Annotated in this window: 16 protein-coding genes; 11 read left to right on the forward strand and 5 right to left on the reverse strand. The window is 56.9% G+C overall.

Annotation, left to right across the window (positions count from 1 at the left end; genetic code table 11):
• Positions 1-16: 16 nt before the first annotated feature.
• The 3 genes from pnuC to ACE38U_RS10500 are packed head-to-tail and all read right to left on the reverse strand — an operon-like array spanning position 17 to position 2,239.
• Positions 17-733, reverse strand: coding sequence for a nicotinamide riboside transporter PnuC (pnuC, locus tag ACE38U_RS10490; protein ID WP_375529709.1), 717 nt, complete (start codon positions 731-733; stop codon positions 17-19).
• Between the two features lie 2 nt (positions 734-735).
• A complete protein-coding gene (locus ACE38U_RS10495; protein ID WP_375529710.1) occupies positions 736-1,482 on the reverse strand; it encodes a nucleoside phosphorylase in 747 nt (248 codons plus the stop codon).
• Between the two features lie 58 nt (positions 1,483-1,540).
• Positions 1,541-2,239: a Crp/Fnr family transcriptional regulator gene (locus tag ACE38U_RS10500; protein WP_370527351.1), complete on the reverse strand. Its 699-nt coding sequence runs from the start codon at positions 2,237-2,239 to the stop codon at positions 1,541-1,543.
• Between the two features lie 217 nt (positions 2,240-2,456).
• Between ACE38U_RS10500 and ACE38U_RS10505 the strand changes: the two genes are divergently transcribed.
• From ACE38U_RS10505 to ACE38U_RS10515, 3 genes are all read left to right on the forward strand, one after another.
• Entirely contained in the window at positions 2,457-2,789 is a 333-nt protein-coding gene (locus ACE38U_RS10505) for a YegP family protein (protein WP_176981543.1), read from the forward strand.
• A 46-nt stretch (positions 2,790-2,835) separates the two neighbouring features.
• Positions 2,836-4,116, forward strand: coding sequence for an anthrax toxin-like adenylyl cyclase domain-containing protein (locus tag ACE38U_RS10510; protein WP_375529770.1), 1,281 nt, complete (start codon positions 2,836-2,838; stop codon positions 4,114-4,116).
• Between the two features lie 139 nt (positions 4,117-4,255).
• A complete protein-coding gene (locus tag ACE38U_RS10515) occupies positions 4,256-4,456 on the forward strand; it encodes a glycogen synthase (protein WP_038478739.1) in 201 nt (66 codons plus the stop codon).
• 71 nt (positions 4,457-4,527) lie between these two features.
• On the opposite strand, the gene ACE38U_RS10520 is transcribed toward ACE38U_RS10515, so the two are convergent.
• Together ACE38U_RS10520 and ACE38U_RS10525 are read right to left on the reverse strand one after the other, a co-directional pair.
• Complete coding sequence (locus ACE38U_RS10520) at positions 4,528-4,785, reverse strand: YjhX family toxin (RefSeq protein WP_375529711.1); 258 nt, start codon at positions 4,783-4,785, stop codon at positions 4,528-4,530.
• 208 nt (positions 4,786-4,993) lie between these two features.
• A complete protein-coding gene (locus ACE38U_RS10525) occupies positions 4,994-5,917 on the reverse strand; it encodes a LysR family transcriptional regulator (protein WP_039287902.1) in 924 nt (307 codons plus the stop codon).
• 225 nt (positions 5,918-6,142) lie between these two features.
• On the opposite strand from ACE38U_RS10525, the gene ACE38U_RS10530 reads away from it, so the two are divergent.
• From ACE38U_RS10530 to tauD, 8 genes are all read left to right on the forward strand, one after another.
• Positions 6,143-7,387, forward strand: coding sequence for a dicarboxylate/amino acid:cation symporter (locus ACE38U_RS10530; RefSeq protein WP_375529712.1), 1,245 nt, complete (start codon positions 6,143-6,145; stop codon positions 7,385-7,387).
• Between the two features lie 42 nt (positions 7,388-7,429).
• Positions 7,430-8,620, forward strand: coding sequence for a cystathionine beta-lyase (gene metC / locus ACE38U_RS10535; protein WP_375529713.1), 1,191 nt, complete (start codon positions 7,430-7,432; stop codon positions 8,618-8,620).
• 152 nt (positions 8,621-8,772) lie between these two features.
• Positions 8,773-9,681, forward strand: a complete 909-nt coding sequence (gene murQ / locus ACE38U_RS10540; protein WP_375529714.1) for an N-acetylmuramic acid 6-phosphate etherase — start codon at positions 8,773-8,775, stop codon at positions 9,679-9,681.
• Between the two features lie 2 nt (positions 9,682-9,683).
• On the forward strand, positions 9,684-11,135 hold the full coding sequence (murP, locus tag ACE38U_RS10545) for a PTS N-acetylmuramic acid transporter subunit IIBC (protein ID WP_375529715.1): 1,452 nt from the start codon (positions 9,684-9,686) through the stop codon (positions 11,133-11,135).
• A gap of 173 nt (positions 11,136-11,308) precedes the next feature.
• Positions 11,309-12,283, forward strand: coding sequence for a taurine ABC transporter substrate-binding protein (gene tauA / locus ACE38U_RS10550; RefSeq protein WP_375529716.1), 975 nt, complete (start codon positions 11,309-11,311; stop codon positions 12,281-12,283).
• 21 nt (positions 12,284-12,304) lie between these two features.
• On the forward strand, positions 12,305-13,072 hold the full coding sequence (gene tauB / locus ACE38U_RS10555) for a taurine ABC transporter ATP-binding subunit (protein ID WP_176981549.1): 768 nt from the start codon (positions 12,305-12,307) through the stop codon (positions 13,070-13,072).
• A complete protein-coding gene (gene tauC / locus ACE38U_RS10560; protein WP_038478764.1) occupies positions 13,069-13,896 on the forward strand; it encodes a taurine ABC transporter permease TauC in 828 nt (275 codons plus the stop codon). The genes tauB and tauC overlap by 4 nt, the downstream gene beginning before the upstream one ends.
• The gene (gene tauD, locus ACE38U_RS10565; RefSeq protein WP_038478767.1) at positions 13,893-14,741 is read left to right on the forward strand and encodes a taurine dioxygenase; all 849 of its coding nucleotides are present in this window, start codon (positions 13,893-13,895) and stop codon (positions 14,739-14,741) included. Before tauC ends, tauD begins: the two co-directional genes overlap by 4 nt.
• Positions 14,742-14,745 lie beyond the last annotated feature (4 nt).

Raw genomic sequence — 14,745 nt, forward strand, 5'->3', positions numbered from 1 at the left:
AAGTGAATAAAAATATTTAAGCCAGCGGCCGCGAGCCAATCATTCGGGCGCTCTTAATCCACGCCATAGAACCCATCACCGCAATCGCCGTCAGCAGGATGTACTCCAGCGACATGGCATACACGCCCTGAATGGCGTAAATCACCACGCTAATCACGTCGATAACCACCCACAGCAGCCAGTTCTCAACGTATTTACGGGTCATCAGCACCATCGCGGCGATCGACAGGATCAGCATCGCGGAATCCCACAGCGGGAAGGCATCCGGCTGGAGCTGCGGCATCTCAACCGCCACGCCGAGGCTTTGCATAATGCCCACCGCAATGCGGGTCAGCACGGCGAAGACCGGGTCGATAAAGAAGGTCATCAGCGCGATGGCGACCAGGCACACCGCCACCAGCGTGAATGCTTTGCTGCGCGGCAGCCAGCGAATCTTCAGGGCGGCCTCGTTGGCTTCGTTCTGGCGGCTCCACGCATACCAGCCGTAAAGGTTGGCGGCGAAGAAGAACACCTGCAGCAGCAGGCTGGCGTAAAGCTGGATCTGGAAGAAAATCGCCGCAAACAGCGTGACGTTAATCAGGCCGAACAGGTAGTTGATGATTTTCTCTTTGCTGGCGAACCAGATGCAGAGCAGGCCGAAAACGGTGCCGATGGCCTCGATCCACGAGAGCGCGTAGCCGCCTTCGCCAAGCGGAATGGTGACCATCACATTCTTAATGCTGAAGAAATCCATGATTACTGCTCCTGGCTGTCAAGGTAGAGCGCTTCGAGGGCGAGTAAGATCTCGCGGGATTCACCCTGCAGGCAGGACTGTTCCTGCTGCTGGTAGTTGTTAATGCCTTCTTCAAGATTGCCGCTGTGCTCCACGACCACGTTGAGCACGGAGGCGATGCGTAAGCCGCGCAGCGCGCCGACCACCATTAGCGGCGCCGTTTCCATATCCGCGGCGAGGATGCCCTTGCCGGACCAGAACTGGTTAATCTCGTCTTCGCGTTCGGTGTAGAAGCTGTCGTGGCTGCGCACGTAGCCGCAGTGGCTGGCGTAGCCCAGGCGTTTGGCCTGTTGAGCAAGATGGTGCACCAGGCCGATGTCCGCGCAGGCCGGGTAGCCTTTGTCGATGTACATATTGCTGGTGCCGTCGTCCCGCACGGCGGCGGTGGCGATCACCAGGTCGCCGAGGCGGATGTGGTTTTGCATCGCCCCACAGCTGCCGATGCGGATCAGGTTGGTGACGCCAATCTGGCGCAGCTCTTCCACGGCGATGGCGGTAGAGGGCCCGCCCATGCCGGTGGACATCACCAGCACTTCCACCCCACGGAACCAGCCGCGCAGGGCACGATATTCCCGGTTGCTGCCGAAGTCTTCTACGTTTTCCAGAAACTGAGCGACGTGTTCCACGCGTTTAGGATCGCCCGGCAGGAGCGCATAACGGGCGTGCGTCATCTCCCGGCTGAGCCGGATATGGGGCTGGAGTTGGGTCATGATGTTTTACCTGGCGTTAAACGAGCCCTGTAAACGGGCTCAGGATTTACTGCTGTTTTTAATGTTCGGCGTGCTGGCGCAGGCGTTGAGGATCGATAACCTGAATATGCTCGCCGTGAATCACAATAATATTTTCTTCCCGCAGCTCGGATAAAATCCGGTTGATACTGCGCGGCGCCACCGCAAACTGCTCGCTTAATTGCTGCTTATTAAGCAGGATGTCGCCCTGGATCTGCTGGTGTTTTTGCCATAACGCCAGGCAAATACGCTGATGTAACGAATAAAGAATGTCTTCTCCGGCCTTTTTGGAGAGCTGATAATATTGATCGCTGACGGCCTGTAATATTTTTTGATTAAAGTAATTGTCTAACGCCAGCCAGCGAATAAAATCTTCCCGCGTCAGCACTAATAGCGCCGCGTCGCTAACCGCTTCTACCGAGCAGATGTATTGCCGCCGCTCGAAGATTTCCAGCTCGCCCAGCATGTCGCCCTTTTTATAGCGCGCCTGGGAATATTTTCGCCCGTCGTCGGCGGTGGTGAAAACGTCAATTTCCCCTTTAACGATCAGGTGGAACTCATCGCAGGTTTCACCCTGGCGGAAGATCAGCGAGCCACGAGGGTAATGTTTTAGCTGCCACCTGCGCAGAATATCCAGCGGGCAATACTTCAGCAGCTCATACAGCGTCGGGTCGCCGGTCACTCTTTCAATGACGCTGAGCCAGTCGCTTTGTCTGCTCTCGTTTTTCATGGTGTTCACTATAAAATTTCCCGTCAAATAAGGACAGGACGCCCGTCCCGCGCAGCCCACAGATTAGCGCGAAAACTGCCAGCGGGATCTGAAATCCGCATCGTGGCCGGGACATTTGTCCCGCCGGTTCGCTGGGGGAGTGGGCGATTTGCTCTTTTTTCGTACATACTGTTTTTGAAGTTCACCCAATCTATTAACTGTTTATGATTTTAATCAAGGAGTTAACATGTCTGGTTGGTTCGAATTAAGCAAAAGCAGCGACGGGCAGTTCAAGTTTGTGCTCAAGGCCGGTAACGGGGAAGTGGTCCTCACCAGCGAGCTGTATAAAACCCGCGCCTCGGCGGACAACGGCATCGCCTCGGTGCGCACCAACAGCCCGCTGGACGAGCGCTACGACAAGAAGGTCGCCAGCAACGGGAAGTTCTACTTTAACCTCAAGGCCGGGAATCATCAGGTGATTGGCACCAGCCAGATGTACGCCACGGAGCAATCCCGCGACAAAGGCGTTGCCTCGGTGAAAAATAACGGTGGAACCGAAACGGTGAAAGATAAGACTTAACCAAAACCTGGGGCGGCGGGGCAATCCGCGAGCATTCACCTGGGTGATGTTTCGCGTGATGCTGCCCCGGCCGCCTTTTCCCGGCCGCAGCCTCAATGGCTTGTTGTTTATCGCCGGGAGCCTGGCCGTAAAAATGAAAGTGGAATCTACCCCCGTGGCGTATCGCCATGCCGGGCTTCATCTGCCCGCAGAGAATAAAATCCCCGGCACGAGTCTCCAGCAGCTTGTTTCTCAGGTCAAAGACAAAACAGGCATCGTGCCTGCACACCTTATCTCGCTCCAGCGCGTGGCCTCGGAGCACAACTGCATTATCGGCATTCGCCCGGTGGACAAGCTGTCGACGGCGCTGATCGAGGCCGGGCATCCAACCAAAGGTTTTCACATCAAGGGGAAAAGCGCCTCGTGGGGGCCGCAGGCAGGGTTTATCTGCGTGGAGCAGAGTTTTAGCAAGCTGGAGAACGCCTCGCCCGAGCGAATCGCAAAATTCAACTTGCAGACGCAGGCCTGTATCGCCGAAGGGCATGCCGTAGCCGTGCCGCTGGAGGTTTCCCAAAGCCGTCTGCATAACCTGTTTGAGCAGGGGCTTATCGATAAGCTTTCCCCGGAGAATACCCGCGGCGTGAGCCATCTCAGGGCCAGCGGGCCGGGCGGCGAGCGCTATGCGTTTGAGGCCCAACGGCTGCCGGGGAACGGAGAGGCGCGATATCGAATTTCCCATCATGGTACGCCGCTGGAGGTGCTTGCTCCGCATGCCGAAGCCAGGCCCTTCACAGCAGATTATGATTTGCTGGTCATCGCCCCGCACGTTAGCGAGCTAGGGCCGGAAGACAATTTGCAGGTGCCGGACGTGTCGCATCAGGTTTTTCGCCAGCGGCTGGAAAATTACCGCACGCTTCCCGAGCACGCGGCGTTGCGGCAGGACTATGACGACCCGGCGAGCTTCTACCGCAAGAGCGACGGTGAGATAGGCAATGCCAGCGAACGCGCTCGCCGGATGATCGGCGTGCTTAACCAGGCGCTGGCAGGAGAGGGCGAAAAAGTCGTGCATCACGCAACCGACAACGCCAACCCGGTGACCGACCCGGAGAGCAACTATCCGGCCACGTTTGCGCTGCCGTGCAAAATCGGACGCTTCGAGCCTTTGTGCATCATTGAGAATAAAGACGATTTGGCCGAGCTGGTGATGCAGGCGAAGAACGCGGGCTACCACGTGCCGCTGAATCCGCTGTGGGAAAAAGAGGTGCTTGGCGTGCGAAGCGACAGGTTTACCGCCGCGAAGCTGACGCTGGAGGCGGCGCAGTTAGCAAGGCCGGTTCGGCAGCGTTGAGATGTGTTTTGCGAGGCGTGCCGATATATCGAACGAAAAAAGCTCAAAAGCGCACCCATTGTTCAAAAAATGATCGCGGACGGGTCGATACTGAAAACAGAAGCATATGACTTACCCAAAAGTTAACTCACAAAGGGATATGCTGATGAAAAGAGATCTACAGGCAGTAAAGAATTTTGATTTTCTGGCGCGCAGCTTCGCGCATATGCAGGCTTCGGGGCAGCAGGTGAATCTCCAGGCCGTGACCGGCAACATGAGCCACGAGCAAAAAATGTGGTTCTGCGAACGCTTCAACCATTATTGCATCGAAGAATCCCGAGCCGCCGCGCTCGAACACTGAAACAACGGGCCAGTAGGCCCGTTGTTTGTTTTAGCCCTTCAAAGCGTTTACTCATCCAGGCTCATCGCTAATTATCGGTTATCCAACTGGGCACGCACATTGTTCAGGCCGGTCGTATTGATCCGGTACGGCTGCCCGTGGCTGGATTTAATCAGCTTCTTGGTTTTGAGTTTTTTGAACACGGCCAGCGTGCAGTCGCTAAGCAGCAAGCCTTCACGGGTATAACATTCAACGGCGGTGACGCGGCCAGAGCTGTCGCGGGTGTGAACGATGCGTCCCCCTTTCGCTAAAACGTGAAGGGTACGTTGTTCCTGACGGGATAAATTCATACTGGAAAAGCCTTTTCATCATCATGTGCAAAACGTGCCAACACAACGCGTGTGTTCGCATACGGATTAAGCGCAGTGATAATCAGTCCGTCCCGTGGTGGGCGGGGAGCTGATTATCTGATGATTACATTCTCCAGCATCAGGCCTCTGAGTGACTTCGGTTGAGGAAACGGGCGGATAATAACACATAAAAACTAGAGGGGAATAGTCAAGGGATCCAGCTGTCCCACGCGGGCTGCGGCGCAAGTTGCTCTACCAGGAAATCAATAAACGACCGGACCTTCGGGTTGCTGTATTTGCTCGGGAAATAGAGGGCGTACAGCGCATGGGTTTCGTAGGTGATGATACCGTCCAGCAGCAGCGGGGTTAGCTCGTCCTTTTGAATATGGTCGCCAATCAGGTAGGTGGGCAGGTAGGCGACGCCCTGGTTTTCCAGTACGGATTTAAGCAGCACCAGGCTGCTGTTAGCCTGGATTGGGGTGCGCATTTTTAGCAGGTGCTGCCGCTCGTGCTCGTCGGTAGTTTTAATCAGCGGCGTTAACCCAGGGTAAACCAGGCAGTCGTGCGTCACCAGGTCCGTGCGTTTGCCCGGCATCCCTTTCTTGCTGAGATAGTCAGCGGTAGCGCAGTAGGCCCAGCGTACCGGCGCCAGTTTGCGCATGGCGTAATTTTGCGGCGGAGAGGTGGATATTCTCAGGGCGATATCAAAGTCGGATTCATTAAGATTAATAAAGTTATCGTTAAGGTCGATATAAAGATTCACGTCGGGGAAGTTCGCCCGGTATTTATCAACCAGGTTGACCAGCCTGGCGTAGCCGAACGCAATCGAGCAGGTGATGCGTAATTCCCCCTGCGGATTATTGTAATAGCTGGATGTGGTATTTAGCGTATCGTCGAACTCTTTAATTAACTTATTAGCGCGGTTAAACAAATATTGCCCCGCATCGGTCAGCGTAATGCTGCGGGTCGTTCTTTTGATAAGCGTTGTTCCCAGCAAATCCTCCAGCGCCGCCAGGCTCTTGCTCACCGCCGAAGGCGACACGCTGAGCTGCGCCGCAGCTTCAGACAGCCCGCCGCAATCGATAATTTTGACGAATACCTCGAGATGCTTGAGTGAAATTGGCGCGCTCATTCTTTCCTTTTATTCACAAGTGATTTGCGGAAACGGTATTAATTCCCCATACCAATCCAATTTCAAAAGTGTAACTATTGCGCTGTAGTAAATAAAGAAGTTAGAAAATGAATTTTATACATCATTAGTGATTTGCATCACAAAAGCCCGGGGATTTAATTGCAGCAGTTGGTAATTGTGATTTTCGTCCCAGTTATTATTACTTTTATTGAGAAGGTATCCTTTATGTGGACACGCCTCGAACCCTACAAATCATCATTTGTTCTTTTATTTGCCCTTATTGTCGGTGGCCTGCTGGGTATTTATGCCCCGACTTACGCCATTAAATTACAGCCCGTCGGGCAAATATTCCTCAACCTGTTGTTTATGATTATTGTGCCGCTGGTTGGCGTCAGCGTGATGTCTTCTATTGCCGGCATGACCGATCTTAAAAGGCTGGGCCGCATCATGGTGGTTATTTTTATTGTCTCCATCGCCATGGCGCTTATTCCTGCCGCAGGCATTGTGCTGCTGGCACTTTGGTACAACCCGGCTCAGGGCGTGACCATCGATCTTTCTCACTCGGTGAAAGGCGGCTCGGGGGAGATGGATTTTGTCAGCATGGTGACCACCAGCGACTTCGTTGGCCTGTTTTCCAAGTCGAACATTCTGGCGCTGATCGTCATCGCGATTATTGCCGGGGTGGCGATTGGCCAGTCGGCGGACGCGGGCAGGCGCATCGCCGCTCTGCTGCAGGATGCCAACACCGTTATCATGAAAATTGTCTCGATTATCATGCAGGTGGCACCGATCGGGCTGGGCTGCTACTTCGCGGCCACCATGGCAAGTCAGGATGCCGCGCTGCTGATGACCTTTGCCCGCGCCATCGGGCTGTTTATGGCCGCAACGCTTATCTATTACGTGCTTGGCTCCATTTTCTACTCGTGGATTGGCGGCGGGATCCCGGCGGTGAAAGCGTTCTGGCGGCACGCCATTGAACCTTCAGCCACCGCGCTGGGCACCTGTTCTTCGCTCGGGACGCTGCCGGTTACGCTGCGCGCGGGCAAGGCGATGGGTATCAATCCTGAAATCGTCGATGTCTCGATTCCGCTGCTGGTTAACCTCAATAAAGGCGGTGTGGCGATGATTGCCGCGCTGAAAATCGTCTTTATCTATTCGGTTCTCGGCCTGCCGTTTACCAGCGAAACCTTCTTCCTCGCGATGCTGATTGCCGTGCTGTCGGCCATTATCGTTGGCGGCGTGCCGGGCGGCGCGTTCCTCGGGGAAATCTTTATTGTGACCACGCTGGGTCTGCCGATGGAGGCCATCCCGCTGCTGGTGGTGCTTGGCACCATTACCGACGCCCCGGCCACGCTCATCAACGTTATTCACGATCTTAATGCGGCACAAATCGTTGAGCGGTTTGCCGGAAAGAAGCGCACTGAACCTCAGGCAAGCGCCCCGCTGGCGGCGGACGGTATTGCGGGCTAAGCCCTCTGAATGGAATGAATCAGGAAATAACGGGAGATTTTTATGAAACAGAAAATGCATCTTGAAACCCAACTGGTCACCGCCGGACGGGAGAAACGCTACACCCAGGGCGCGGTAAATGCGGTGATTCAGCGCGCTTCCTCGCTGGTTTTTGACAGCGTAAAAGACAAAAAATTTGCCACTGCCAACCGGGCAAACGGCGAGCTGTTCTATGGTCGCAGAGGCACGCTGACGCATTTCTCCTTCCAGAAGGCGATGACCGACCTGGAGGGCGGCGCCGGGTGCTCGCTTTATCCGTGCGGTGCGGCGGCGGTCACCAACGCGATTCTGGCCTTCGTCAGCGGCGGAGACCATATCCTGATGACCGGCGCGGCCTATGAGCCAACACAGGACTTCTGCAATAAGATCCTGAGCAAATTTAACGTCTCAACGACGTACTACGATCCGATGATTGGGGCCGGGATAGCCGAACTTATCCAGCCCAATACCCGCGTCGTTTTCCTTGAGTCTCCGAGTTCAATTACCATGGAAGTTCAGGACGTTCCCGGCATGATTAAGGCCATTCGTGCCGTTAATCCGGATATTGTCATCATGCTGGACAACACCTGGGCCGCCGGAGTGCTGTTCCGCGCGCTGGATTATGGCGTAGATATCTCGATTCAGGCCGGGACCAAATACACCATTGGCCATTCGGACGGCATGCTGGGGACGGCCGTGGCCAACGAGCGTTGTTGGGATCGCCTGCGTGAAAATTCCTACCTGATGGGCCAGACGCTGGATGCCGATACGGCGTATATGGCCGCCCGCGGCCTGCGCACGCTGGGGGTGAGGCTGAAGCAGCATGAAGAAAGCAGCCTCGCGATTGCCCGCTGGCTGTCAGAGCATCCACAGGTGGAGCGGGTTAACCATCCCGCGCTGGCAGAATGCCCTGGGCATGCGTTCTTCGACCGTGACTTTTCCGGCAGCTCCGGCCTGTTCTCCTTTGTGCTGAAACAGCGCCTGACGGACGAACAGCTTGCTGGCTATCTCGACAACTTCGCGCTGTTCCATATGGCGTATTCCTGGGGCGGGTTTGAGTCACTTATCCTGGCCAACCAGCCGGAAGAGCTGAATGAAATCCGCCCGGCCGGAAAGGTAGACTTCAGCGGCACGCTGGTGCGCGTGCATATCGGTCTGGAAAACGTTGAAGAACTGATTGCCGACCTCGAAGCCGGTTTCGCCCGCCTCGTCTGATTCCCTCCTTTGCCGCTCGTAAGGGCGGCCTTTTCGCCTGAGTTATTCCGCTATTCTCCCTTCATTGGAATAAAATATTCGTGATAATGCGCACGCACATGGAATAAAATATTCCATACTATGCACTGCAGAACACACTAATGGATGTCCCGATGAAGATTAATTTAACCAAACTGGTCACCGAGAGCCGCAATACGGCGAGCGCGGAAATCGATACGCTGCCCACTTTAGACATGCTCAAAGTTATCAATAATGAAGACAAGCAGGTGCCGCTGGCGGTTGAGGCAACGCTGCCGCAGGTGGCTCAGGTCGTCGATAAAGTCGTGGCCGCATTCGCCCGGGGCGGCAGGCTGATTTACAGCGGTGCAGGGACATCAGGCCGGCTGGGTATTCTGGATGCAAGTGAGTGCCCGCCAACTTTCGGCACCCCTCGCGAGCAGGTGGTCGGCCTGATTGCCGGCGGGCATCCGGCCATTTTGCAGGCGGTGGAGAACGCCGAAGACAGCCGTGAAATGGGCGAGCAGGATCTGCGGAACCTGAACTTTAGCGCGCGAGACGTGCTGGTGGGTATTGCCGCCAGCGGCCGCACGCCGTACGTGCTCGGCGCCATGGCCTATGCAAAAAGCGTGGGCGCCACCGTCGCGGCAATCTCCTGTAATCCCGGCAGCGAAATGAGCCTGGCGGCTGATATCGCCATCGAACCCGTGGTCGGCCCCGAAGTCGTCACCGGCTCTTCACGCATGAAGGCGGGCACGGCGCAAAAGCTGATCCTGAATATGATCACCACCGGGTCGATGATCCGCAGCGGCAAAGTCTATGGCAACCTGATGGTTGACGTGGAAGCCACCAACGCCAAGCTGATTCAGCGCCAGATTAATATCGTGGTTGAGGCTACCGATTCCAGCCCTGCGCAGGCAGAAGAGGCGCTCAATGCCTGCCACCGTCACTGTAAAACGGCGATCTTCATGCTGCTGAGCGGCCTGTCTGCCGCAGAGGCCAGCGAGGTGCTGGCGAAAAATCAGGGCTTTATACGTAAAGCATTGCAGGGGTTAAACGGATAGCTATGGCGAAAATCACCGGCTCGATGATGGAACAAGTCCTGCGCCTGACGGGCGGCAGCGGCAATATCCTTGTCTGCGGCAACTGCATGACGCGCCTCAGGCTGACGCTCAAAGACAGAGATCTCGTTCAACACGACGAACTGAAAAAAATTCCCGGCGTGATGGGCGTGGTCAACGGCGACGATCAGCTGCAAATCATTCTCGGCCCTGGCAAAGCGCAAACCGCCAGCGAGCTGATGAATTCGATGCTGAAGCAGGGCGGCCAAAGCGAGCCGGAGAACGGCGAAAGTGCGGATCTGGCCGCGCTCGCCAGCCAGAACAAAAAGCAGATGAAGGCGAAGCAGAACAGCGCGGTGCATAACTTCCTCACCAAGTTTGCCACCATTTTCACGCCGCTGATCCCGGGCTTTATTGCCGCCGGGCTGCTGCTGGGGATTGCCACGCTGCTGCAGCAAACGCTGGTGGTGGAAGGTACAACCCCTGCGGCGTGGCTGACCCAGCTTATTGCCTATATGAAGGTGTTCAGCATCGGGCTGTTTACCTTCCTGAGCATTCTTATCGGCTTCAATACCCAGAAGGCCTTCGGCGGCACCGGCGTGAACGGGGCCATCATCGCCTCGCTGTTTATTCTGCGCTACGTGCCGGAAGGCAAAGTGGGCTATTACGCCGGGATGGATACCTTCTTTGGGCTGACAATCGACCCGCGCGGCAACATCATTGGCGTACTGCTGGCATGTATTCTGGGGGCGTGGATCGAACGCCAGGTGCGGCGGATGATCCCGGATAACCTGGACATGATCCTTACCTCGACGATCACCTTGCTGATCACCGGGGCTATCACTTTTGTGGCGATCATGCCCATCGGCGGCGAGCTGTTCAAAGGCATGTCGTGGCTGTTTATGCACCTGAACGGCAACCCATTCGGGACGGCGATTCTGGCCGGGCTGTTCCTGATTGCCGTGGTATTTGGTATTCACCAGGGCTTTGTCCCGGTGTACTTCGCACTGATGGATGCCCAGGGTTTCAACTCGCTGTTCCCTATTCTGGCGATGGCCGGTGCGGGGCAGGTAGGCGCGGCGCTGGCCCTGTTTGCCCGCTCTCCAAAAGGCTCGATGCTGCGCACGCAAATCAAAGGGGCCATTATTCCCGGCCTGCTGGGCATTGGTGAGCCGTTGATTTACGGCGTGACGCTGCCGCGCCTTAAGCCGTTTATCACCGCCTGTATCGGCGGCGGGATTGGTGGGTTCTTCATCGGGCTGGTGGCCTGGCTCGGGCTGCCCGTCGGGCTGAATACCGTCTTTGGCCCGTCCGGATTAGTGTCGATTCCGCTGATGACCTCAAGTCAGGGGATCTTCGCCGGGATGGCGGTTTACGTCGCCGGGATTGTTATCGCCTATGCCGCCGGTTTTATCATGACCTGGTTCTTCGGCAGCAAGAACGTTGATTTGACTTAAGTTAATATAACTCTGCCCGCCCGCGCTCTGCGGGCGGCATTATTCCCACTTCACATCTATCGTTACCCACTTTTTTTCTAAGGACAGAAAAGCATTAGCGATAATTTTTTATTCTTTTATGGAATCGTTGCCGTTGGAAATACTGCTTTCTCCCCCGAGACAGGAGCAGAATCATGGCAGCAAAACGACACTCACTCTGGCTGGTTGCACTGGCCTTAATCGCAGCTCAGGCCCACGCGGTGGACGTCACCGTGGCGTACCAGACTTCCGCCGAACCCGCCAAAGTTGCGCAAGCCGATGATGCTTTTGCCAAAGACAGCGGGGCAAAAGCGGAATGGCGCAAATTCGACAGCGGCGCGAGCGTGGTTCGCGCGCTGGCCTCTGGCGACGTTCAAATCGGCAATATCGGCTCCAGCCCGCTAGCCGTGGCGGCCAGCCAGAACGTGCCGATTGAGGTCTTCCTGCTGGCCTCCCAGCTCGGTAATTCTGAAGCGCTGGTGGTCAAAAAAAGCATCAAATCTCCGCAGGATCTCATCGGTAAACGTATCGCGGTGCCGTTTATTTCCACCACCCATTACAGCCTGCTGGCTTCCCTCAAGCATTGGGGTATTAAGCCGGATCAGGTTCAAATTCTTAACCTACAGCCTCCGGCAATTATTGCCGCCTGGCAGCGCGGCGACATCGACGCCGCCTATGTCTGGGCGCCCGCGGTGAACGAACTGGAAAAAGACGGCAACGTGCTGACAGACTCTGCGCAGGTGGGCAAATGGGGTTCCCCAACGCTCGACGTGTGGGTGGTGCGTAAAGACTTCGCCGAAAAACACCCTGATGTCGTCACCGCCTTTGCCCGCAGCGCCATTGCGGCCCAAAAAGGCTATATCGACAACCCGGAGCAGTGGCTCAAGCAGCCGGACAACCTGAGCAAGCTCTCGCGCCTGAGCGGCGTGCCGGAAACCGACGTCCCTGGGCTGGTGAAGGGCAATACCTACCTGACGGCGAAACAGCAGGTCGAGCAGCTTAGCGGCCCGGTGAATAAAGCTATCGTCGATACCGCGAAGTTCCTGAAAGAGCAGGGCAAAGTACCTGCGGTGGCAACCGACTATAGCCAGTTTGTGACCGACCGCTTCGTGAAGCCGCTGGCGCAGTAACCGTTAACAGGAGGCACGGCGATGCTACAGGTTTCGCATCTTAGCGCGGAGTACGGCGGTAAAGCGGTACTCGACGACATTAATCTGACGGTGGACGAGGGCGAACTGCTGGTGGTGCTCGGCCCTTCCGGCTGCGGTAAGACCACGCTGCTTAACCTGATCGCCGGTTTCGTCCCCTATCACTCCGGCAGTATTACGCTGCAGGGCAAAACGGTTGAGGGCCCTGGCGCCGAGCGCGGGGTTGTTTTCCAGAACGAGGGGCTGCTGCCCTGGCGCTCGGTGCTGCATAACGTGGCTTTCGGGCTGCAGCTTGCCGGGCAGCCTAAGCCGCAGCGTGAAGAGCTTGCGCTCGACATGCTGCGCAAGGTTGGCCTGGAAGATAAAGCCAAACGCGCCATCTGGCAGCTTTCCGGCGGGCAGCGGCAGCGGGTGGGCATTGCCCGCGCGCTGGCAACAAAGCCTCAGCTTTTACTGCTGGATGAACCCTTCGGCGCGCTGGATGCCTTTACCCGCGAGCAGATGCAAACCCTGCTGCTAAAGCTGTGGCATGAGAGCCGCCGCCAGGTGCTGCTGATTACTCATGATATTGAGGAAGCGGTATTTCTGGCGACAGAGTTAGTGTTGCTGTCACCGGGCCCTGGCCGCGTGCTGGAGCGGCTACAGCTTGATTTCGGTCGTCGTTTTGCCGCCGGAGAGCCGTGCCGCAGCATCAAATCTGACCCTGAATTTATCGCGAAGCGCGAATACGTGCTGAGCCGCGTGTTTGAACAGCGGGAGGGCTTCTTATGAGCGTAGTCATTCAGGACAAGCCGGTGCGCCGCCGCCTTACGCTGCGCTGGCCGTTTTCGCGGCAGCTGACGCTAAGCGCGGCAACGCTGGTTACGCTGGTGCTGCTGTGGTGGTGGGTTGCCTCTCAGCACTGGGTCAGCCCGCTGTTTCTTCCGCCGCCGGGGCAGGTGCTCTCGAAGCTGATTACTATAGCCGGGCCGCAGGGCTTTATGGACGCCACGCTGTGGCAGCACCTGGCCGCCAGCCTGGGGCGCATTCTTACCGCGCTTGCCGCTGCGGTGCTGATAGGCATCCCGGTGGGCATTGCGATGGGGCTGAGCTCCACCGTGCGCGGCATCCTTGATCCGCTGATCGAGCTTTACCGCCCGGTGCCGCCGCTGGCCTATTTGCCGCTGATGGTGATTTGGTTTGGCATCGGCGAGACCTCCAAAATCCTGCTGATTTACCTCGCGATTTTTGCGCCGGTAGCCATGTCCACCATGGCGGGCGTGCGCAGCGCGAAGCAGGTCCGTATTCGTGCCGCCCAGGCGCTGGGCGCGTCCCGTTTGCAGGTCATCTGGCATGTGATTTTGCCGGGAGCGCTGCCTGAAATTCTGACCGGCTTCCGCATCGGGCTGGGCGTGGGCTGGTCCACGCTGGTGGCCGCAGAGCTTATTGCCGCGACGCGCGGGCTGGGCTTTATGGTGCAGTCGGCCGGTGAGTTTCTGGCAACAGATGTGGTACTGGCCGGGATCGGCGTAATAGCCGTCATCGCATTTTGTTTAGAACTGGGGCTGCGGGCGCTACAGCGCCGCCTGACCCCGTGGCATGGAGAAGGGCAATGAGTGAAAAAGTGAACGTTAAGCCATTGGGGCCGTACATCGGGGCGCAGGTCAGCGGCGTGGATCTGACGCGTGGCCTGAGCGATAACCAGTTCGAGCAGATTTACCACGCGCTGATCCGCCATCAGGTGCTGTTCTTCCGCGAACAGGAGATAACGCCTTCTCAGCAGCGCGCGCTGGCTCTGCGCTTCGGCGACCTGCATATCCATCCGGTTTACCCGCATGCGGAAGGTGTGGAAGAAATTATCGTGCTGGATACCCACAACGATAATCCGCCGGATAACGACAACTGGCACACCGACGTGACCTTTATTGAAACGCCGCCTGCCGGGGCGATTCTGGCCGCGAAGCAGCTGCCGGAAACCGGTGGGGATACGCTGTGGACCAGCGGGATTGCTGCCTTTGAGGCGCTGTCGGAGCCGTTTAAAAAGCTGCTGTCCGGGCTGGAGGCAGAACATGACTTCCGCAAATCGTTCCAGGAGTACAAGTACTCCCATAACGAGGTCGAGCACCAGCGCTGGCGCGAAGCCGTGGCGAAGAACCCGCCGCTGCGCCATCCGGTGATTCGTACTCATCCGGTCAGCGGCAAGCAGGCGCTTTTCGTCAACGAAGGCTTTACCACCCGCATCGTCAACCTGACGGAAAAAGAGAGCGAGGCGCTGCTGGGCTTCCTGTTTGCCCACATCACCAAACCGGAGTTTCAGGTGCGCTGGCGCTGGCAGCAAAACGATATTGCCATTTGGGATAACCGCGTCACCCAGCATTATGCCAACGCTGATTATCTCCCGGCTCGCCGCATCATGCACCGCGCGACTATTCTGGGCGATAAGCCTTTCTGGCGCGGTTGATAAA

Origin of the sequence: Cedecea selenatireducens (assembly GCF_042138895.1) — a bacterium.
GTDB lineage: Bacteria > Pseudomonadota > Gammaproteobacteria > Enterobacterales > Enterobacteriaceae > Cedecea > Cedecea selenatireducens.